Source organism: Goodfellowiella coeruleoviolacea, from assembly GCF_024171785.1.
In the GTDB taxonomy this organism is placed as follows: Bacteria; Actinomycetota; Actinomycetes; order Mycobacteriales; family Pseudonocardiaceae; genus Goodfellowiella; species Goodfellowiella coeruleoviolacea.
Map to the genome: position 1 here is coordinate 12,622 of NZ_JAMTCK010000016.1, position 19,436 is coordinate 32,057.

A 19,436-nucleotide genomic window follows, 5' to 3' on the forward strand; every position below is an offset into this window, starting at 1 on the left:
TCAGGCGATGCGGTAACCGGCGCCGGGCACGGTCTCGACCACGGGTGGGTCGCCCAGTTTGCGGCGCAGCGTCATCACCGCCACCCGGACCGCGTTGGTGAACGGATCGGCGTGCTCGTCCCATGCCTTCTCCAGCAACTCCTCGGCGCTGACCACCGCGCCCTCAGCCCGCATCAGCACGTGCAGCACGGCGAACTCCTTGGGCGACAAGGAGAGGAACCGTCCGTCCCGGCTGGCCTGGTGACGTGGCACGTCCAACACGATGCCCGCCCGCTCCAGCACCGGGGGAAGCGCCGGCCGGGCCCGCCTGGCCAGCGCCTGCACCCGGGCGGCCAGTTCGTCGAAGGCGAAGGGCTTGGTGAGGTAGTCGTCCGCGCCTAGCCCCAGCCCGTCCACCCGGTCCCGGACGCCGGCCGCCGCGGTGAGCATCAGCACCCTGGTGACGCCACCTCGCGCGAGTATCTCCCGGCACACCTGGTCGCCGTGCACCTCGGGCAGGTCCCGGTCGAGCACGACCACGTCGTAGGCGTTGACGCCGATCCGCTCCAGTGCGGCGGCGCCGTCGTAGCACACGTCCACCGCCATGGACAGCTGGCGCAGCCCGACCGCGAGCGCGTCAGCCATCAGCACCTCGTCCTCGGCCACCAACACCCGCACGTTTCCCGTCCCTCCTCAGCTCGCGCGAGCATTGAACGGCACTGGAGATAAGCACCGGATAAGCGTCTTCGCCATCGCGCTGGCGATCTCCACGCGGCTGTTCCGCTCTTTCCAGGATCGGGAACGCGGTAATGATCAGCACAGCGAGCGCGAACCAGAAATAACCCCCCGCACCGAGCACCGTCCCGCCCACGCCGTCCAACGAGGAGACGAACATCACCAGCACACCGGCACCGGCAAGACATCCACAGGTCCACCGGCGGGTGCGCACTCCCAGATCCGCGTACACCAGGACGGCCGGCACCAGCCACACCCAGTGGTGCGACCAGGAAATGGGTGAGACCAGCAAGGCGGCGAGTGCGTTCAGCACGAGTGCCGCACCGGTCCGGTTCCGCAGGAGAGCGCGCCGCATGCCGACCGCGGTGCCGGCGACGACCGCCAGGCAGCCCACCGCCCAGACCGAAACCTGCATGGCCGGCGAAAGAATCCCCGCCTTCGCCAACACTCCCCGCAACGACTCGTTCCCGACGTAGTCGAGGGCGCCGATCCGGCGCGTGTCGAAGATCGCCGAGGTCCAGTAGTCGAGCGAGTTCGCCGGCGTTGCCAACCAGCCGACGAGCGCGCCGCAGGCAAAGGTGGCCAGGCTGGTCAGCGCGGCCCGACGGTCCCGGTTGAGCAGGAAGAACAGCACGAAGGCCAGCGGCGTCAGTTTGATCGCGGCGGCGATGCCCACCAGCGCGCCGCGCGGCCAGCGCGGCCTGCGCACCAGGCAGTCCACCGCGACCAGGGCCATCAGCAGCAGGTTGATCTGGCCATAGCCGAAGGTGCTGCGCACCGGCTCCAGCAACAACACGAGCGGAAGCGCGGCACCCACCCACGCCAGCCGGTGACCGGGCGGGTTCAGCACGGCGAACACCACTGCCAACGCCAACCCGAGCGCCACCACCGAAAGGGCGGTGAACAGCCAGCTGCCTGTCGCGTATGACAGGAGTGCGAACGGTGCGAGCAGAACAGCCGCGAATGGTGGATAGGTGAACCTCAGATCACTCCACACCGGATTCCGGTACAGCTCACCGCCATCGAGCACGATTCGTGCCCCGGCCCGGTACACCGCGAAATCTCCCTGACCGCCCGGATAGCGGATGAGCACCCAGGCGGCGGACACAACGGCCAGTCCGACGGCGACGGCCAGCACAAGGCGCTTTTCCCAGGGTGTGCGTGTTTTCGCTCGCAGTGGTTGGAACACGCCGGAAGTGAACCGGCTCGGCCATCTCGGGCCGATAAGCGGAAATGCTTATCCCGCGCTTATCCGTGGCCGCGGAGACGGGAACGGCGGGTGGCCGGCTGGCGTGCAGCCGGCCACCCGGGGTCAACGCGGGTTGGTCAGCGCTCGACCTCGCCGCGGATGAACCGCTCCACCGCGTCCCGCGCCACCGAGTCGGAGTACTGCTCGGGCGGGGACTTCATGAAGTACGAGGACGGCGACAGCAGCGGGCCGCCGATGCCGCGGTCCTTGGCGATCTTGGCGGCGCGCACCGCGTCGATGATGATGCCCGCGGAGTTGGGCGAGTCCCAGACCTCCAGCTTGTACTCCAGGTTCAGCGGCACGTCACCGAAGGCCCGGCCCTCCAGCCGGACGTAGGCCCACTTGCGGTCGTCCAGCCACTCCACGTAGTCGGACGGTCCAATGTGGACGTTGCGCTTGCCGAGGTCGCGGTCCACCTGCGACGTGACCGCCTGGGTCTTGGAGACCTTCTTGGACTCCAGCCGCTCCAGCTCCTTCATGTTCAGGAAGTCCATGTTCCCGCCCACGTTGAGCTGCATGGTGCGGTCCAGCTGCACGCCGCGGTCCTCGAACAGCTTGGCCAGCACCCGGTGCGTGATGGTCGCGCCCACCTGCGACTTGATGTCGTCGCCCACGATCGGCACGCCGGCCGCGCGGAACTTCTCCGCCCACTCCGGGTCGGAGGCGATGAACACCGGCAGCGCGTTCACGAACGCCACCCCGGCGTCGATGGCGCACTGCGCGTAGAACTTGGCGGCGTCCTCGGAGCCGACGGGCAGGTAGCAGACGAGCACGTCCGCCTCGGCCTCGCGCAGCGCGGCCACCACGTCGACCGGCTCCTCCTCGGCCTCCTCGATGGTCTCCCGGTAGAACCGCCCCAGGCCGTCCAGGGTGTGGCCGCGCTGCACCGTCACGCCCAACGGCGGCACGTCCGCGATCTTGATCGTGTTGTTCTGGCTGGCCACGATCGCCTCGGACAGGTCTCGGCCGACCTTCTTGGCGTCCACGTCGAACGCCGCGACGAACTCCACGTCGCCGACGTGGTAGTCGCCGAATCGCACGTGCATCAACCCGGGCACCGAGGTGGCCGGGTCAGCGTCCCGGTAGTACTGAACGCCCTGCACCAGTGACGCGGCGCAGTTGCCGACGCCGACGATGGCCACGCGCACGCTGCGGCGCTGTTCGCCCATGCCGGGGTCCTCCTTGTGGTTCGAGCCTGGTTCTTCCTGGCGTGACGTTGTCCGCGGGCGGCCGTCACTCGGACCGCTCCCGCTGCTCGGCCTGCTCGTGCGCGATCAACTCGTTGAGCCAGCGCACCTCGCGCTCGGTGCTCTCCAAGCCCATCCGGTGCAGTTCCCGCGTGTAGCGGTCGATCTGCTCGCCCGCCCTGGCCAGCGCCGCGCGCAACCCCTCCCGGCGCTCCTCGACCCGCCGCCTGCGTCCCTCCAGGATGCGCATCCTGACCTCGGCGGGGGTGCGGGAGAAGAACGCCATGTGGATGCCGAACGCGTCGTCGTCCCAGGTTTGCGGGCCGGCGTCGGCCAGGATCGCGGCGAACCGCTCCTTGCCCTCACCGGTGAGCTTGTAGACCCTGCGCGCCCGACGACCCCAGGACCGCGCGGTCCGGTCGGTCTCGCCCCCGGTCTCCTCCTCGACGATCAACCCACACCGCTGCATCCGACGCAGGGTCGGGTACAGCGATCCGTAGGAGAACGCCCGGAAGGCACCGAGCAGCTCGTGCAGTCGCTTGCGCAGCTCGTAGCCGTGCATCGGAGCCTCGTGGAGCAGGCCGAGGATCGCGAACTCAAGCACGAGTCACCTCCCCGCACAGGCACTGTTGGGTCGGCAAATTATATCGGCCCGATACATCCGGTCCCCTTCTTGCGGATGCGATCTCGAACACGTGACCGAGCAATGGTGGCGTCATCACCCAGGCAGTCCGAACGCTGCCCTGAACGGCCCAGCGCCTCCCCCAGGGGGTGCCACGTACTCTGGTGGGCGTGCGGACCCAACGTCAGGTGGTGGACTACGCGTTGCAGCGCAGGGCGCTGCTCGCCGAGGTCTACTCCGGGCGGGTCGGGACGATGGAGGTCTGCGACGCCGACCCATACCTGCTGCGAGCTGCCAAGTTCCACGGCCAGCCGAGCAATGTGACGTGCCCGGTGTGCCGCAAGGAAACGCTCACGCACGTCTCCTGGGTGTACGGCGACGAACTCAAGCACGCGGCGGGCTCGGCCCGCACGGTGGAGGAGTTGGCCAGGATGGCAACCCTCTTCGAGGAGTTCTCCGTCTACGTCGTCGAGGTTTGCCGCACCTGTAGTTGGAACCATCTGGTGCAGTCATACGTCCTGGGAACGCGTGGCTTGCGAAGTGGCAAACCGCGCAGGAGGACCGCAGCCGAGTGACCCCGTTTCGGTTGCGGACGCCGCACCCCGACACACTAGCGGCGGATGACCACCAAACGGCGAGCCCTTGCCCGCCGGTCTGGGAGGCCCTTTCGTGAACGACCAGCGCGACGACAGACACCGTGGCGGAGAGCCGCAGTGGCCAACCGGAGAGGACCCGGACGCACCCGGGTCCTCTGCTCGGCGTGGCTCCGCAGACGAGTCCCAGGAGCGCACCGGGCACTGGACCCCGCTCTGGGACGACGATGACGAGCCCGGGTCGAGCAGCGGCGGCACGCGCGGCGCCGGCCGCGTGAACCCGGACTGGCCCTCCTCCGACCGGTCGTCCCCCAACCGGCCGACCTTCGACCGGTCCGACCCCGTGGACCGCTCCGGCCCGAACCGCGGCCAGCCCGGCCTGCCCAACGGCCCGATGCGCCCGCCCCTGGGCGGCCCGCCCGGCCCCGGCGGCCGTCCCGGCACGCCGCCCGGCGGCTTCGCCGGCCCCGGCGGCCCTGGTGGCCCCCGCCGCCCGGGTGGCCCCGGCGCGCCGCTCGGCCCCGGCGGTCCCGGCGGCCCTGGCGGTCCCCCCGGCATGGGTGGCCCCGGCCGGCCGCCCGGCCCGCCCAACACCATGCGCATGGGTGGTCCCGGTGGCCCCCCGGGCCCCGGAGGCATGCCCCCGGGTAGCCGGCCGCCCGGCCACCCCGGCCAGCCGCCCCGGGTCAACCCCGCCGAGCAGTCCACCGACTTCATCCCGCCGGCGCCGGAACCGATCCAGCGCGAGCCAGCGCTGCTCACCCACCGCGAGCCCGACCCGGACGACGACGTGGTCGCCCAGCAGTTCAGCGACGGCCTGCCCGACGACGCCGACGCGGACGACGTCGACCTGAGCGCGGAAGAGGCACGCCGGTTGCGCAAGAAGAAGATCTGGCGCCGCATCCGCCGGACCTGTTACGTCCTGTTCGCCCTGGGCATCATCACCCCGGTCGCCGCGTTCTTCATCGCCTACCAGTTCGTGGAGGTGAAGAGCCCCGACGCGGTCATCGCCGAGCAGAACAAGACGGTGCCGATCTACTACTCGGACGGCACCACCCTGTTCACGCAGCTGAGCGCGGCGGACGGGGGCAACCGCCAGATGGTCGCCGCCAACGACATCCCGCAGGACTTCAAGAACGCCCTGGTCGCCGCCGAGGACAAGAGCTTCTACAGCAACAACGGCTTCAGCATGTGGTCGGTGGCGCGGTCGGTGTGGTTCCAGGTCACCGGCACCGGTGTGGGTGGTGGCTCCGGGCTGACCCAGCAGTACGTCAAGAAGGCCACCGGCAACGACGACCCGACCTACACGCGGAAGTTCATCGAGTTGGTCCAGGCCTACAAGATGAGCCAGACCTACGACAAGAACGACATCCTCGCGGCCTACGCGAACATCGTGTACTTCGGGCGGGGCGCGTACGGCATCGGCGCGGCGGCCCAGGCGTACTACGGCAAGCAGGTCAACGAACTGACCAAGCAGGAGTGCGCCCAGCTCGCCGGCATGGTCCAGCTGCCCGGCCGGTTCAAGGACATGGACTACGTCAAGTACCGCTACGAGTACACGATCGGGCGGATGAAGGACGACGGCTACGCCACGCCCGAGGAGGCCGCGGCGGAGTGGCCGAAGCCCAAGGACTGGGAGGACACCAAGGTCGGTGCGTTGAACGGCCCCAAGCGGATGATCCAGGAACGGGTCATCGAGGAGCTGGACGACGAGAAGATCAGTCTCGACGACGCGTACCGCAAGGGCTACAAGATCACCCTGTCCATTGACAAGGACGCGCAGGCAGCGGCCGAGAAGGCCGTGCACGACCAGATGGACGACGAGCCCAAGAACCTGCACACCTCCCTGGTCGCGATCAACCCGGAGACCGGCGGGATCGTGGCCTACTACGGCGGTGAGGAGGGCACCGGTCTGGACTGGGCCCAGGCACTGCAGCAGCCCGGTTCGTCGTTCAAGCCGTTCGACCTGGTGGCCGCGCTGCGCAAGGGCATCGGCCTGGGCGTGCGGTACTCCTCGCTCGGCCCGTACACGGCCCAGGGCCTGAAGATCAACAACGCTCAGACCCACTACGACTGCGACCCGGAGTGCACCATCCGGGAGGCCATGCGCGAGTCGATCAACACGACGTTCTCCGCCATGGTGCTGGAGGACGTGGGCACGTCGGCGGTCGCCCAGGCGGCCCACGACGCCGGTATCCCGGAGGAGATCAAGGGCAAGAAGACGCTGGTGGGCGAGAACGGCGGCCCGCCGGACATCAACATCGCCATCGGCGGTGGCAAGACCCTGGTGCGCACGGTGGACATGGCCGCCGCGTACGCGACCTTCGCGGCCGACGGAATCAAGCGGGCACCCACCTTCGTGCAGAAGGTGGAGGACCCCACCACGGGTGGCCTGGCGCTGAACCGCGACACCAAGCCCGCCGAGCCGGCGTTCGACAAGACCGACTCCACCAAGAACGCCGACATCGCGCGCACCGTGACCGAGTCGCTGGTCACCGGCCCGGACCGGTGGAACATCGAACTCGACGGCGGCAAGCGGCAGGCCGCCGCCAAGACCGGCACCCAGCAGTGCGACTCGTCCGCGTGTGCCCCCAGGGACAACTCCAAGGCGTGGACGGTCGGCTACACCAAGGAGGTCTCCACCGCGGTGTGCGTCTGCGCCGACGGGACCGAGGCCATCAAGGACAAGGCGCGTCAGCCCATCTCCGGTGGTGGACTGCCGGGCAAGGTCTGGCAGCAGTTCATGAACGACTACCTCAAGGGCAAGCCCAAGTCCACGTTCCCCAAGGTCACCAAGGCGATCGGCCAGTCCAAGGACACCCCGCTCAGCACCCCGCCGTCCAGCTCGTCCAACCCGCCGAGTTCGTCGTCGGGATCCTCGGTTCCGTCCGTCCCGCCGTCGGACGACCACGGCAGGCCGGGCCACGATGACGACGACAGCTCGGTGCCCCCGTCGGGCCCGAGTAGCTCGAAGAGCAACGAGCGCTGCACCGACTGGCCGAGGTGTGAGATCGAGGGCTCCGGTGGCCCGACCCCGCCAGGCCGCGGCGGTGAGCAGAACAACCTCACCGGGGTGAACGGCGGTGGCGGCGGACTCCCCGACGGGAGGATCGAAGGCCAGTAGCCCGACCGGTCGCGCGCGGCGCGGCTGACCAGGGACCAGACGGGGCCCGGCGCGAGCACACCGCGCCGGGCCCCGCGCTTGTCACGGCCGCCGCACGGCCAGGGCACCTGGGCGGTTACCGGATTCGGGGCAACGCTGACCGACAGCCAACGGCCGGCCACGTACCATCCGGCGAGTGTCCACCGCTGCAGAGACCGCACCCGACGAGTCGGCCGGCACCCCGGTCGACGACGTCGAGGACACCGACTCACTCGGCCCGCAGGACCGGGTGGTGCCCACCTGGACCGAGTCGCTGGCCCAGCGGGCCAGCCGGCCGATCGGCGGCCCACTGGGCCGGCACGCGTCCGTGGGCCGGCAGTGGTTCTGGACACCGCTGCGGGTGGTGCTGCTGCTCGCGGTCATGACGCTGGCCCTGGGCTGGCTGCAGAAGGCCCCCTGCATCCAGCAGTACGTGGACGGCAACGGCGTCACCCAGCTCGACTGGCGGGGCAGCCGCCAGTTCACCGCCATGTGCTACTCGGACACCGTGCCGCTCTACACGGCCGAGCGGCTGAACAACCCGGACGTCTTCCCCTACCGGTCCTCGTGGGTCGAGAACCAGGGCACGCCCGAGGAGCAGGTCCGGTACATGGAGTACCCGGTGCTGACCGGGCTGTTCCAGTGGGCCAACGCCAGGCTCGCGCAGGCGTGGAGCGCCCTCGCCGCGCTCGGGGTGCTCCCCGGCGCGATGACCGTGGTCATCTACTTCGACATCACCGCGTTCTGGCTGGCCCTCGCCTGGCTGGTGACCACCTGGGCGGTGGCCCGGCTGACCGGCCGGCGGGTGTGGGACGCGGCGCTGGTGGCGTTGTCGCCGCTGGTCATCGTGCACGCGTTCACCAACTTCGACGCGCTGGCCGCGGCGTTCGCCACCGCCGGCATCCTGGCCTGGGCGCGGCGCCGCCCGGTGCTGGCCGGCATCCTGATCGGCATCGGCGGGGTGGCCAAGCTGTACCCGCTGTTCCTGCTCGGCCCGTTGCTGCTGCTGTGCTGGCGCAGCCGGCGACTCCAGGACGGGCTGCGCACCACGGCCGCGGCCATCACCACCTGGTCACTGGTGAACGCGCCGATCGCGCTGCTCTACCCGCAGGGCTGGCGGGAGTTCTTCCGGCTCAACGCCGAGCGGGGCGCCGACCCGGACTCGCTGTTCAACGTCATCACCCAGTTCACCGGCTGGACCGGGCTGAGCGGCGACGTGCCGACCGGACAGGCCCCGATCGCGTTGAACACCGTGTCCGGCCTGCTGTTCCTGCTGTGCTGCCTCGGCATCGGCTACGTGGCGCTGTCCGCACCGACCCGGCCGCGCCTCGCCCAGTTGGGCTTCCTGGTCGTGGCCGCGTTCCTGCTGACCAGCAAGGTGTGGAGCCCGCAGTACTCGCTGTGGCTGGTGCCGCTGGCCGTGCTGGCCATGCCCCGGTGGAAGGTGCTGCTGGCGTGGATGACGCTGGACGCGCTGGTCTGGGTGCCTCGGATGTACTACTACCTCGGCGAGTCCAACAAGGGCCTGCCCGTCGAGTGGTTCCTCGGCGCGGTGGTGATCCGGGACCTGGCCGTGATCGGCCTGTGCGTGCTGATCGTGCGCGACATCTACCGCCCGGACCGCGACCCGGTCCGCCAGTCCGGCGACGACGACCCGTGCGGCGGCGTCCTCACCGACTCGGCCGAGGACCACCCCGTCCTGCCCCCACCCCGCCGCTTCCGCCGGGAGTTCACCCCCGCCCCGGCCGGCGACGTCCGCGGCTGAGATCACGAATCTTGGTACACCACTTCAACCGGTGATCTCCTCAGTTTCGTAATCCCATATCGGGGAGCAGTACACTTTGACTGATTCAGGTACCTCTGCCCGGATCCCGCACGCCAACTCACGGCTAGTATCGTTGAATCGCCGTTCTTCCTCATCGGTCTCAAAACCAGGTCCAGCAGGATCATCAGTGTTGTAGGTGGCCGGAAAACTTTCGTTCCACGGAGCAATCTCCGAAAGCAGCTCGGCGCTCATCGGAATAATGTCGGCGAGATCTTCAGCTTCGCAAACGAACTGGGCGATCTCCTGGTGGGTTCGACCAGCCGTCTCGCGCAGTTCGCGGAGTTCACTGCCCAGTCGGCGCCGTCGCAGGTGCTCCCCCCGGCACTGGTCATGTGACAACCTCCTGTTCGAGAACGTGGTGTGCGTCGCGATCCCGAACAGGAGGCCGGTGGAGCCACGTTCGCACGATCAATTCACTTCGATCGCGTGGCGCATTACTGCGGAATATTCACCGACTACCGAGCACCGGTCAGAGCTGGCGCAGGTTGATGGCGTTGGCCATCGCCTGGTAGCCGGCGTCGTTGGGGTGCAGGTGGTCGCCTGAGTCGAACTCGGCCCGCATCACCAGCGGGTTCTTCGGGTCGCGGATGGTGGCGTCGAAGTCGACCACGCCGTCGAACACGCCGCCGGTGCGGATGAACTCGTTCACCGCCTGGCGGGTGGCCTCCAGGGTCTCGTCCCACACCCGCCAGCCCTGGAACGGGGTGATCGTGCCGCCGAGCACCCGCAGGCCCCTGGCGTGCGCCTGGGCCACGACCTGGCGCAGCGCCGCGATGATCTGCTGCGGGTCGGTCTGGTGCGGGTCCTGCTGGATGTCGTTGATGCCCTCCAGCACGATCACCGTGCGCGCCCCGGTGGCCGTGAGCACGTCCCGGTCCAGCCGGGACAGCGCGTTCGGGCCGAACCCGCCGCCGTCCAGCAGCAGCCGGTTGCCGCTGATGCCGGCGTTGAGCACGCCGAGCTGGCGCGGGCCCGGCTGGGCCAGCAGCCGGTCGGCCAGGTAGTCCGGCCAGCGGTGGTTGGCGCCCGGGGTCGAGTCGGCGCCGTCGGTGATGGAGTCGCCCAGGGTGACCACGGCGCCCGCCGCGGCCGTGCCGCGCACGTCCACGCCGCTGACGTAGTGCCAGACGCTGGTCCGCTGGGTGAACGACGCGCCGGACTCCTCGGCGGCCCGGTCGCCGTCCTGGGTGTAGTAGGAGGTCTGCTGGGCCAGCGGGTGGTGGGTCACCGGGCCGGACGGCTCCGGTGTGTAGGTGGTGACCAGCAGGTCGGCGTCGGCTGGCACGCGCAGGTTCACCGGGTCGCTGAGCACCTCGGCGCCGGCCGGGATGGTGATCGACTTCGCCCCGCCGAAGGTCACGTCGCGCATGGTGCCCCGGACCGCGGCCGGGCCGCTGCCCGACTCGGCCACGGCGAGGGTGACGTGCCCCATCAGCACGGGTTTGTTGCTGAACGTGTTGGCCAGCCGGATCCGGGCCGACTGGCCGCCGATGCTGGTGTGCACGATGTTGCGGATCGCGTAGTTGACGTACCCGCCGTCGGTGTTGGCCACCGCCGCCGCGGGCGCGGCCTGCCAGGTGCCGACCCAGCCGCCGGCCAGGTTCACCGCCTCGGCCGCGGCCAGCTCCGGGCTGGCCACCGGGGACGCAACCGTCTCGTCCTGCGCGTTCGACGCGGTCGCGATGCCCGCGACCAGCGCCAGGGCCGCACCAACAGCGGTCCACAACCGCCTACCGTTCAAGGACATGCCGTCGCCTTTCGTCAATGGCTGCGGCCCTTGAATGGTTGTTAAGGCGTTGTTTTCTGGCTACCCACCAAAGGAGTGAAGGTCACCGGGCCAGGGCTCCGGCCGGCACCGGGGGCGGCGGATCGGTCACGGTCGACCGGGCCGTGAGGAACGCGAAGAACAGCCCCACCAGCAGCGCCGCCCGACCCCACACGCCGATCATCACCGCCTGCGCGGAGAACGAGTCGTAGATGCCGGTCGCGCCGCCGTACTCGATCGCCCAGTACCAGCGGAAGATGCCGATGCCCATGGCCAGGTCGGCCACGAAGTAGGCGATCACCCAGCCCATCCGCACCCGCAGCAGCACCAGCATCGGCACCAGCCACAGCGTGTACTGCGGTGAGTGGACCTTGTGCAGCAGCAGGAACCCGCACAGCATGGCCGCGGAGACCTGGATCCACGGGTAGCTGCCGGTGTGCCGGTAGCGCAGCCAGCCCAGCCAGCAGGCCAGCGCGAACGAGGCGAACACCAGCAGCGGGGAGAGCAGGCTGACGGTGGCCTGGAAGGCGGCCTCGTCCGCGTCGCTGTGGATGAACGGCCGGGAACCCCAGTACCAGATCGAGTTGGTGGTGATGTCGGCCTGCCGCAGCCCCTGGAAGGTGAACGAGGCCCGCCAGCCCGCGAAGCCGGCCAGCGCGAACGGCAGGTTGACCAGCACCACCGTGGCGATCGCGACGAAGGCGACCTTGGCCGCGCCGGCCACGTCCCAGCGCCGGCCAGCCGGCAGCTCCCGGCCGCCGGGGCCGCCGGTGAGCACGTAGAGCATCAGCGGCAGCACGAACAGCGCCGGGTACAGCTTGAAGGTGAACCCGATGGCCAGCAGCACCGAGCCGGCCACGGCCCGGTCCAGCAGCGGCCGGTCGGCCCCGGCCCGGCCCCACCCCCGGTGCACCACGTACACCGCGGCCACCGCGCAGGCCACCACCGGCAGGTCCCAGTTGTGGAAGGCGTAGAGCACCAGCGGTGGGCCGATCGCCCACAGCAGCGACCGCCAGCCGGACAGCCTGCCCAGCAGCCACGCCGTGACCAGCCCGAACGGGGCCAGCAGCAGCGCGGTGCCCAGCAGGAAACCGGCGTCGGTGTCGGTGAACAGCGCGCCCGCCCAGATCAGCACACCGGTCAGCACCGGGTACTCCACGGTCCCGCCGACCAGCTGTCCCTCGTCGGTGATGCCGCCGTCCACGTAGGGGAACACGTGGCGGTCGATGTCCCGGCCGATCCACAGGTGCTGGATGTCGGAGTAGCAGACGTCCCGCTCGGTGCGCTCCTTGTAGTCCGGCTCGGAGCGCCCCCACTGGTCGAACATCGGCCCGGTGCACCGGTCCTTGTTCACGAAGCCGCCGACCAGCGTCAGCCCGCACAGCAGCACCACCACGGCCAGGGCGGTCCGACCGAACCGCACCCCGCTGCCGCGCGCCCACGAGCCGATCCGCCAGCCGGGCGAGTCGGACTGCTCAGCCACTCCGATCACCGCTTCTCGCACCCTCGTCCGTGTTGCCGTCCGTGTTCGCGGTGCCTCCGGGGCGACCGGCTGATCGGTTGGCATCCGATCACCCGGCGAGCTGCTCGCGCAGGAACGTGATGTCCTCGGCCTGTCCCTCGGCCGGTGTCTCCACCACCACCGGCGCCTGCGCCTCGGCGACCACCGCGACCAGCAGCTGGGGGTCGATCTGGCCGGCGCCGATGTTGGCGTGCCGGTCTCTGGACGACCCGAACTCGTCGCGGGAGTCGTTGAGGTGGACCAGGTCGATCCGGCCGGTGATCGCCCTGACCCTGGCCACCACGTCGAGCAGGTCCTCGCCCGCGGCGTGCGCGTGGCAGGTGTCCAGGCAGAACCCGGCGCCGAACTCGCCGACCTGGTCCCACAGCCTGGCCAGCATGTCGAACCGGCGGGCCATGGCGTTGTCCCCGCCCGCGGTGTTCTCGATCAGCACCGGCAGCGGGAAGCCGCCCGCGTCCTGCTGCCGTTCGAACAGCTTGCGCCAGTTCGCCAGCCCCTCGGCCGGATCCTCGCCCTTGGTCACGTGCCCACCGTGCACGATCAGGCCGGCCGCGCCAATGGCCGCGGCGGCGTCGGCCTGCTGGGCGAGGGATTTGCGGGACGGGATGCGGATTCTGTTGTTCAGCGAGGCGACGTTGATGACGTAGGGTGCGTGCACGAACACGGTCAGGCCGGACTCGCGCAACGCCTCGGCCTGCGGATGCGGCTTCGGTGCCCGCCAGCCCTGTGGATCGGAGAGGAAGAACTGAACCACGTCGGCGCCGCGCTCCCTGGCCGCGCCGAGTGGATCATCGTCGCGTACGTGAGCACCGATGCGCATGGTGTTGGAGGGTAGTCGGCCTTGTGGTCGGCGCACGACAACCGCGCGTGGCCAGTCGGACGTCACCATCTGGTTCGGCCGTCGTTGGGCAGGGTGAGCGGCGAGCGAAGGGGCGACATGCGCGCGCGGGCGAGAGCGTTATCGACACGCACAGGCAGGGTGGGCGCGGCGGTCGCCGTGGTGGTCGCGGCCGGCTGCGCCGGGATCGGCGCTGGCACGCCGGCCTCGGCCGCCCCCGCACCGAGCGATCCGATCGTGGTCGGCGACTGCGCCAGCACGGTGCAGGGCGTGCCCGGCCAGCCGGTGGCGCTGAGCCCGTCGGCCGTGCTGCGGCCGGTGGTGGACGTGCTCACGGCGGTCCCGCTGCTGGGACCGCCGCTGGCCGAGCCGTTCCGCCAGGCGTTCACCGCGCTGCCGCCCATCCCGATCGGCGCGGTGCCCACCGGCACCGGCTACATCACCGGGGGTGAGATCGCCACCCGGGTGACCGCGGAGCTGGCCAAGCTGCCGCTGCTCGGACCGGTCCTCGGCGGCGTGGTCAGCGGTGTGCGGCAGGCGCTGACCGCCGGCTGCGGGGTGACCGTGTCGGTGGTCAACGGCGTGGCCGCACCGGTGCAGGAGGGCGCCAAAGCCCTGGCCGAGGCCGGCCAGCAGCCCGGGGGTGGCCAGCAGCCGGGCAGCCACCAGCCGGGCACTCCGACCCCGCCGGCACCGCACCAGCCGCCCGCCGGCCAGGCGCCGGACCAGCAGCGGCCAGGCGAGCAGGGCCAGCAGGACCCGGGCGGCGCCGCGCGGACCGACACCCCGGCGCAGGCCCTGGGCGGGGTGCCGCCCGGTGACTTCGCCCTGTACGACCCGGACCAGGTCGGCCGGCTGGGGGCGAACTTCGGCCGGGTGCCGCTGCGCGACTACAGCCTGCTGCCGTTCGCCGAGCCCGGCGAGTTCGCGCCCTCGCCCGGGGTGCGCTACGGCCAGGTGCCCGGCTACGCCCCGCAGTACGGGGTGCTCGACGGCGCCGGGTCGGCCGGCCAGGACCCGCACGCCGCCGGCAACGCCACGGCGCTGGCCGAGCCGCCCGGCGACAGCCGCGGCATCGCGCTGCCCACGCTGCTGGCCGTGCTGGCGCTGGCCGGCGTGACCGGTGGCCTGGTGCGCAGCTGGGTGCTGGCCCGCGCGTGAGCGCGCGGGGAGGCTGCGCCGCACGTGGGCGCGCGGAAATGCCGCACCGCGGGTGAGCTGGGCCCGCCGGCGGCCGGCCGGGAAGTGGCTGTGTACCCTGGACGGGTTGCTGACGCGACGACCCTCCTGCCACGGAAAGTCCGTGGCCGCCGAGTCCACAGGAGGTGAGTGGTCCACATGCGTCATTACGAGGTAATGGTCATCCTCGACCCGAGTCTGGACGAGCGCACGGTGGCGCCGTCCCTGGACGGTTTCCTCAACGTCATCCGCACCTCTGGCGGGAACGTGGAGAAGGTTGAGGTCTGGGGCCGCCGGCGGCTGTCCTACGAGATCAACAAGCACACCGAAGGCATCTACGCGGTGCTGGACCTGACCGCCGAGCCCGACGCGGTCAAGGAACTGGACCGCCAGCTCACTCTCACCGAGTCCATCCTCCGGACCAAGGTCCTGCGGCGCGAGAGCGCCCGGGGCTGACGCCGGGGAGGTTCAGCGAGATCATGGCTGGCGAGACGACGATCACGGTGGTCGGAAACCTGACCGCCGACCCGGAGCTTCGCTTCACCCAGTCCGGGGCTGCCGTGGCGACCTTCACGGTCGCGTCCACGCCCCGCACCTTCGACCGCCAGAGCGGCGAGTGGAAGGACGGCGAAGCGCTGTTCCTGCGGTGCAACGTCTGGCGACAGGCCGCGGAGAACGTGGCGGAGTCGCTCACCCGTGGTGCACGGGTGATCGTGAGCGGACGGTTGCGGCAGCGCTCCTTCGAGACGAAGGAGGGCGAGAAGCGCACCGTGGTGGAGTTGGAGGTCGACGAGATCGGCCCCTCCCTGCGCTACGCGACGGCAAAGGTCAACAAGGTCAGCCGTGGTGCTGGCGGCGGAGGCGGGTTCGGTGGTCCGTCCGGCTCCTCCGCGCCCATGGACGACCCGTGGGGCTCGGCCCCGCCGGCCGGTTCCGGCGGCGGCTTCGCCGACGAACCCCCGTTCTGACCGGCACCGCGCCGTCACCCAAGGCATTTCCTCACCGCGTAATCACAGGAGTTACCCGTGGCCAAGCCACCTGTGCGCAAGCCGAAGAAGAAGGTCTGCGCCTTCTGCAAGGACAAGACCGCCAACCTGATCGACTACAAGGACACAACCCTGCTGCGGAAGTTCATCTCCGACCGCGGCAAGATCCGTGCCCGTCGGGTCACTGGCAACTGCAGCCAGCACCAGCGCGATGTCGCCGTCGCAGTGAAGAACGCCCGCGAGATGGCGTTGCTGCCCTACACCTCGACCGCCCGCTGAGCGGCTTGACCAGCAGGAGCAGACAACATGAAGCTCATCCTCACCGCTGACGTGACCGGCCTGGGCGGCCCCGGCGACATCGTCGAGGTCAAGGACGGTTACGGCCGCAACTACCTGCTGCCGCGTGGCCTGGCCATCGTGGCCACCAAGGGCGCGGAGAAGCAGGTCGCCACCATCCGGCGGGCCCAGGAGTCGCGGCGCATCCGCGACCTCGACCACGCCAAGGAGGTCAAGGCCACGCTGGAGGGTCTTGGCTCGGTGCAGCTGAAGGCCAAGGCCGCCGCTGGTTCCGGCAAGCTGTTCGGTTCGGTCACCTCCTCGGACGTGGTGTCCGCGGTGCGTGCCGCCGGTGGTCCGCTGCTGGACAAGCGGGCCGTGGAGCTGGCCGGTCACATCAAGACCGTGGGCAAGCACGCGGTGAGCGTGCGGCTGCACCCCGACGTCACCGTGAGCCTCAACGTGGACGTCACCGCCACCAACAACTGAACACGGCCGCCTGGCCGACAGCGCCCCGAGGCGGGTGAACCAGCCTCCAGCGCTGTGGTCCGGCGCGCACTCGTCACCCACAAGCGCCGCTCGTCCGGATCAACCGGACGGGCGGCGCTTTCGCTCGTTCGCAGCAGTGGGTAGCCGCCCGTTGCCTGTGGATAGCTTGCTGTGACACCTGGCCCGCGACACGCCGAAGGGGCAGTCACACGCGACACGCCGAAGGGTGTGGGAGACATTTTCTCCACAACTTATCCACAGGGTCTGACCTGCGGCTTTTTCCGTCACACCACAAGTTGTCCACAGGTTGTCCACAAGTTCTCGCCAGCCTGTGGTCAGATGCGCCAAACCATCCCCAGGTTATCCACAGGGGTATCCCCAACCGGGTTTGCCTTGGTCCGGACGGGCGATCTAGCGTCCATCCACATTCCCGTTGTTCGCCCTGCGTGCTCGTTCCCGCTGTCCGGCCCGGCGGGGAGAACGGACCGCGGCGAACCGAGGAGTTCCGGCAGGGCCGAGGCGAGGAGGTGGGGGCGCGGTGGCGCTGGTTGACGACCGGGGCGCGATGAGTGAACCCGGGTTCGAGAGGCAACCACCGCAGGACCTGGCGGCGGAGCAGTCCGTGCTCGGCGGCATGCTGTTGAGCAAGGACGCCATCGCGGACGTGGTGGAGACGCTCACCCCGACCGACTTCTACCGGCCCGCCCACCAGGCCGTGTACGACTGCATCCTCGACCTCTACGGTCGGGGCGAGCCGGCCGACCCGATCACCGTGTCCGCCGAACTTGAGCGCAGGGGCGAGCTGCTGCGCGTCGGCGGCGCCCCCTACCTGCACACCCTGATCGCCACCGTGCCCACCGCGGCCAACGCCGGCTACTACGCGGAGATCGTCGCGGAGAAGGCGGTGCTCCGCCGGCTGGTCGAGGCGGGCACCCGGATCGTCCAGCTCGGCTACAACGGTGCCGAGGGCGCCGAGATCGACGAGGTGGTCGACCGCGCCCAGGCCGCCATCTACGAGGTCACCGAGCGGCGCACCAGCGAGGACTACGTGTCGCTGGAGGAACTGCTCCAGCCCACCATGGACGAGATCGACGCGATCGCCTCGCGCGGCGGCTCGGCACTGGGCATCCCCACCGGGTTCGCCGACCTCGACGAGCTGACCAACGGGCTGCACGCCGGTCAGATGATCATCGTCGCGGCCCGGCCCGGCGTGGGCAAGTCCACGCTGGGGCTGGACTTCGCCCGCTCCTGCTCGATCAGGCACGGCATGACCAGCGTGATCTTCTCGCTGGAGATGAGCCGCACCGAGATCGTGATGCGCATGCTCTCGGCCGAGGCGCGCATCCGGTTGCAGGACATGCGCGGTGGCCGGATGAGCGACGACGACTGGACCCGGCTGGCCAGGCGGATGAGCGAGATCAGCGAGGCACCGCTGTTCATCGACGACTCGCCCAACATGACGATGATGGAGATCCGCGCCAAGGCGCGGCGGCTCAAGCAGCGCAACGACCTCAAGCTGGTCGTGCTGGACTACATGCAGCTGATGTCCTCGGGCAAGCGGGTGGAGTCCCGGCAGCAGGAGGTCTCCGAGTTCTCCCGGAACCTCAAGCTGCTGGCCAAGGAGCTGGAAGTGCCGGTGGTGGCGATCAGCCAGCTCAACCGCGGCCCGGAACAGCGCACCGACAAGCGCCCGCAACTGTCCGACCTGCGGGAGAGTGGCTCACTGGAGCAGGACGCCGACATGGTGATCCTGATCAACCGGCCGGACGCCTGGGAACGGGACGACCCCCGAGCGGGCGAGGCCGACCTGATCCTGGCCAAGCACCGCGCCGGCCCCACCGCCACCATCACCGTGGCCCACCAGCTGCACTACAGCCGGTTCGCCGACCTCGCCCAGACCTGACGCCGGTTCGTCCGGGGCCTGTGCCGGTGCCCGGTTTCCCAGCGGGTGCTCAGTCGTCCGGTCGCGCGTCGGCGTGACCGGCGAGCCGGCTGGCCAGTGCGCGCACCAGGTCGCGGAGGGCGTCGGGGTGTTCGACGACGAACGGCCGGTCGAGCGCGGCGAGCAGGGGTGGTATCCATTCGAGCCGTTGTGCCCGGATCCGGGCCCGCACCCAGGAGGTGTCGGCACCGATCTCGATCTCCTCCAGGGTGGCGACGGACGGCGGGAGGACGGCGCGGATCTGGTCGGGCGTCGCTCGGATCCGCACGGACACCTCGTGCTGGTAGGGCGTCTCGGCGATCGCGGTCAGCACCTGCTGGGCCGGGTCGAACCCGACTGGTGCGTCGAACGTTCCAGCGCGTGTCCCGACGGTCGTGATCCGGTCGACGCGGAACGTGCGCACCTGCCCGCTGGCGGAGTCGAAGCCGGTCAGGTACCACCGCCCGGAGTGGGCCACGACCCCGTACGGATGGACGACGCGTTCACTGGCACCGCCGTGGCCGGCGGTGTAGCCGAGGGCGACCGGGCGACGATCCCGCGCCGCCTCCGCGACGGTGAGCAGGACCTCGGCTTCCGCCGTGAGCGCCGGTCGTGCGGGCGCGGTGAAGTCGGCGATCTCCAGCAGCGCGTCGAGCCGGCGGCCAAGAGCGTCGGGCAGCACTCGACGGACTTTCGCGACCGCGCTCTCGGCGGCCGCGGCCGAGGTGCTGAGCAACCCGGCGCGCCGGCCCGCGACCAGACCGAGCAGGACAGCGAGTGCCTCCTCGTCGGTGAGCATCAGCGGAGGCATCCGATAGCCCGGGGCCAGGCGGTATCCGCCGTGCCGCCCGCGCACCGAGCGGACCGGGATGTCCAGGTCGAGGAGGTGGCCGACGTAGCGGCGGACGGTGCGCTCGTCCACCTCGAGTCGCTCGGCGAGTTCGGTGACCGTCCGGGTACCTCCGCGCTGGAGGATCTCCAGCAAGGCCAGCACACGGGCGATCGGCCGGGTCACCCGCAGAATCCTCCCAATACCGGGCGGACCCTGTCCACTATTGCTCCTAGCGTGTCCGGTGTCCCCCGGAGGACGGGGTCGCCAACCGTCCTCCAACACAGGAAGGAACCACC

At 70.2% G+C, this 19,436-nt stretch carries 18 protein-coding genes; 9 read left to right on the forward strand and 9 right to left on the reverse strand.

What is annotated here, in order from left to right; translation table 11 throughout:
- The 4 genes from LX83_RS29220 to LX83_RS29235 form a co-directional block, all read right to left on the reverse strand.
- Positions 1–657 carry a response regulator transcription factor gene (locus tag LX83_RS29220; protein ID WP_253777162.1) on the reverse strand — a complete coding sequence of 219 codons (657 nt, stop codon included), beginning with the start codon at positions 655–657 and terminating at the stop codon, positions 1–3.
- Positions 617–1,903 (reverse strand): glycosyltransferase 87 family protein, encoded by a 1,287-nt coding sequence (locus tag LX83_RS29225; protein WP_253777163.1) that lies wholly within the window; start codon positions 1,901–1,903, stop codon positions 617–619. The genes LX83_RS29220 and LX83_RS29225 overlap by 41 nt, the downstream gene beginning before the upstream one ends.
- A 137-nt stretch (positions 1,904–2,040) precedes the next feature.
- A complete protein-coding gene (locus LX83_RS29230; protein WP_253777165.1) occupies positions 2,041–3,132 on the reverse strand; it encodes an inositol-3-phosphate synthase in 1,092 nt (363 codons plus the stop codon).
- Between the two features lie 64 nt (positions 3,133–3,196).
- Positions 3,197–3,754 (reverse strand): PadR family transcriptional regulator, encoded by a 558-nt coding sequence (locus tag LX83_RS29235; protein ID WP_253777166.1) that lies wholly within the window; start codon positions 3,752–3,754, stop codon positions 3,197–3,199.
- A gap of 188 nt (positions 3,755–3,942) precedes the next feature.
- On the opposite strand from LX83_RS29235, the gene LX83_RS29240 reads away from it, so the two are divergent.
- The 3 genes from LX83_RS29240 to LX83_RS29250 all read left to right on the forward strand — a co-directional run bounded on the left by LX83_RS29240 (position 3,943) and on the right by LX83_RS29250 (position 9,272).
- Positions 3,943–4,347 carry a DUF5318 domain-containing protein gene (locus LX83_RS29240; protein WP_253777168.1) on the forward strand — a complete coding sequence of 135 codons (405 nt, stop codon included), beginning with the start codon at positions 3,943–3,945 and terminating at the stop codon, positions 4,345–4,347.
- A 655-nt stretch (positions 4,348–5,002) separates the two neighbouring features.
- The gene (locus LX83_RS29245) at positions 5,003–7,489 is read left to right on the forward strand and encodes a transglycosylase domain-containing protein (RefSeq protein WP_253777171.1); all 2,487 of its coding nucleotides are present in this window, start codon (positions 5,003–5,005) and stop codon (positions 7,487–7,489) included.
- A gap of 175 nt (positions 7,490–7,664) precedes the next feature.
- Positions 7,665–9,272 carry a glycosyltransferase family 87 protein gene (locus LX83_RS29250; protein WP_407649691.1) on the forward strand — a complete coding sequence of 536 codons (1,608 nt, stop codon included), beginning with the start codon at positions 7,665–7,667 and terminating at the stop codon, positions 9,270–9,272.
- A gap of 24 nt (positions 9,273–9,296) precedes the next feature.
- Here LX83_RS29250 and LX83_RS29255 read toward each other — a convergent pair whose 3' ends face one another.
- From LX83_RS29255 to LX83_RS29270, 4 genes are all read right to left on the reverse strand, one after another.
- Positions 9,297–9,524, reverse strand: a complete 228-nt coding sequence (locus LX83_RS29255) for a hypothetical protein (protein ID WP_253777174.1) — start codon at positions 9,522–9,524, stop codon at positions 9,297–9,299.
- Between the two features lie 277 nt (positions 9,525–9,801).
- Entirely contained in the window at positions 9,802–11,079 is a 1,278-nt protein-coding gene (locus LX83_RS29260; RefSeq protein ID WP_253777176.1) for an SGNH/GDSL hydrolase family protein, read from the reverse strand.
- A gap of 82 nt (positions 11,080–11,161) precedes the next feature.
- Positions 11,162–12,547, reverse strand: a complete 1,386-nt coding sequence (locus tag LX83_RS29265; protein ID WP_407649696.1) for a glycosyltransferase family 87 protein — start codon at positions 12,545–12,547, stop codon at positions 11,162–11,164.
- Between the two features lie 121 nt (positions 12,548–12,668).
- Positions 12,669–13,439 carry a deoxyribonuclease IV gene (locus LX83_RS29270; protein WP_253777179.1) on the reverse strand — a complete coding sequence of 257 codons (771 nt, stop codon included), beginning with the start codon at positions 13,437–13,439 and terminating at the stop codon, positions 12,669–12,671.
- A 159-nt stretch (positions 13,440–13,598) separates the two neighbouring features.
- Between LX83_RS29270 and LX83_RS29275 the strand changes: the two genes are divergently transcribed.
- The 6 genes from LX83_RS29275 (at position 13,599) to dnaB (ending at position 18,290) form a co-directional block, all read left to right on the forward strand.
- On the forward strand, positions 13,599–14,618 hold the full coding sequence (locus LX83_RS29275) for a hypothetical protein (protein WP_253777182.1): 1,020 nt from the start codon (positions 13,599–13,601) through the stop codon (positions 14,616–14,618).
- A 177-nt stretch (positions 14,619–14,795) separates the two neighbouring features.
- Positions 14,796–15,092, forward strand: a complete 297-nt coding sequence (rpsF, locus tag LX83_RS29280) for a 30S ribosomal protein S6 (RefSeq protein ID WP_253777184.1) — start codon at positions 14,796–14,798, stop codon at positions 15,090–15,092.
- A 23-nt stretch (positions 15,093–15,115) separates the two neighbouring features.
- Positions 15,116–15,604 carry a single-stranded DNA-binding protein gene (locus tag LX83_RS29285; protein ID WP_253777186.1) on the forward strand — a complete coding sequence of 163 codons (489 nt, stop codon included), beginning with the start codon at positions 15,116–15,118 and terminating at the stop codon, positions 15,602–15,604.
- Positions 15,605–15,661: 57 nt separating this feature from the next.
- Positions 15,662–15,901, forward strand: a complete 240-nt coding sequence (gene rpsR, locus LX83_RS29290) for a 30S ribosomal protein S18 (RefSeq protein ID WP_253777187.1) — start codon at positions 15,662–15,664, stop codon at positions 15,899–15,901.
- A 27-nt stretch (positions 15,902–15,928) separates the two neighbouring features.
- Entirely contained in the window at positions 15,929–16,387 is a 459-nt protein-coding gene (rplI, locus tag LX83_RS29295) for a 50S ribosomal protein L9 (protein ID WP_253777188.1), read from the forward strand.
- A gap of 538 nt (positions 16,388–16,925) precedes the next feature.
- Entirely contained in the window at positions 16,926–18,290 is a 1,365-nt protein-coding gene (dnaB, locus tag LX83_RS29300) for a replicative DNA helicase (RefSeq protein WP_407649692.1), read from the forward strand.
- Between the two features lie 49 nt (positions 18,291–18,339).
- Here the strand turns inward: dnaB and LX83_RS29305 are convergent, their stop codons facing one another.
- Positions 18,340–19,323 carry a helix-turn-helix transcriptional regulator gene (locus tag LX83_RS29305; RefSeq protein ID WP_253777189.1) on the reverse strand — a complete coding sequence of 328 codons (984 nt, stop codon included), beginning with the start codon at positions 19,321–19,323 and terminating at the stop codon, positions 18,340–18,342.
- Positions 19,324–19,436 lie beyond the last annotated feature (113 nt).

Coding starts and splice junctions, on each gene's coding strand:
- rpsF (WP_253777184.1), top strand. CDS start 14,796: ATGCGTCATTACGAGGTAATGGTCATCCTCGACCCGAGTCTGGACGAG.
- LX83_RS29270 (WP_253777179.1), bottom strand. CDS start 13,439: ATGCGCATCGGTGCTCACGTACGCGACGATGATCCACTCGGCGCGGCC.
- LX83_RS29285 (WP_253777186.1), top strand. CDS start 15,116: ATGGCTGGCGAGACGACGATCACGGTGGTCGGAAACCTGACCGCCGAC.
- LX83_RS29260 (WP_253777176.1), bottom strand. CDS start 11,079: ATGTCCTTGAACGGTAGGCGGTTGTGGACCGCTGTTGGTGCGGCCCTG.
- LX83_RS29230 (WP_253777165.1), bottom strand. CDS start 3,132: ATGGGCGAACAGCGCCGCAGCGTGCGCGTGGCCATCGTCGGCGTCGGC.
- rplI (WP_253777188.1), top strand. CDS start 15,929: ATGAAGCTCATCCTCACCGCTGACGTGACCGGCCTGGGCGGCCCCGGC.
- LX83_RS29245 (WP_253777171.1), top strand. CDS start 5,003: ATGCCCCCGGGTAGCCGGCCGCCCGGCCACCCCGGCCAGCCGCCCCGG.
- LX83_RS29255 (WP_253777174.1), bottom strand. CDS start 9,524: ATGAGCGCCGAGCTGCTTTCGGAGATTGCTCCGTGGAACGAAAGTTTT.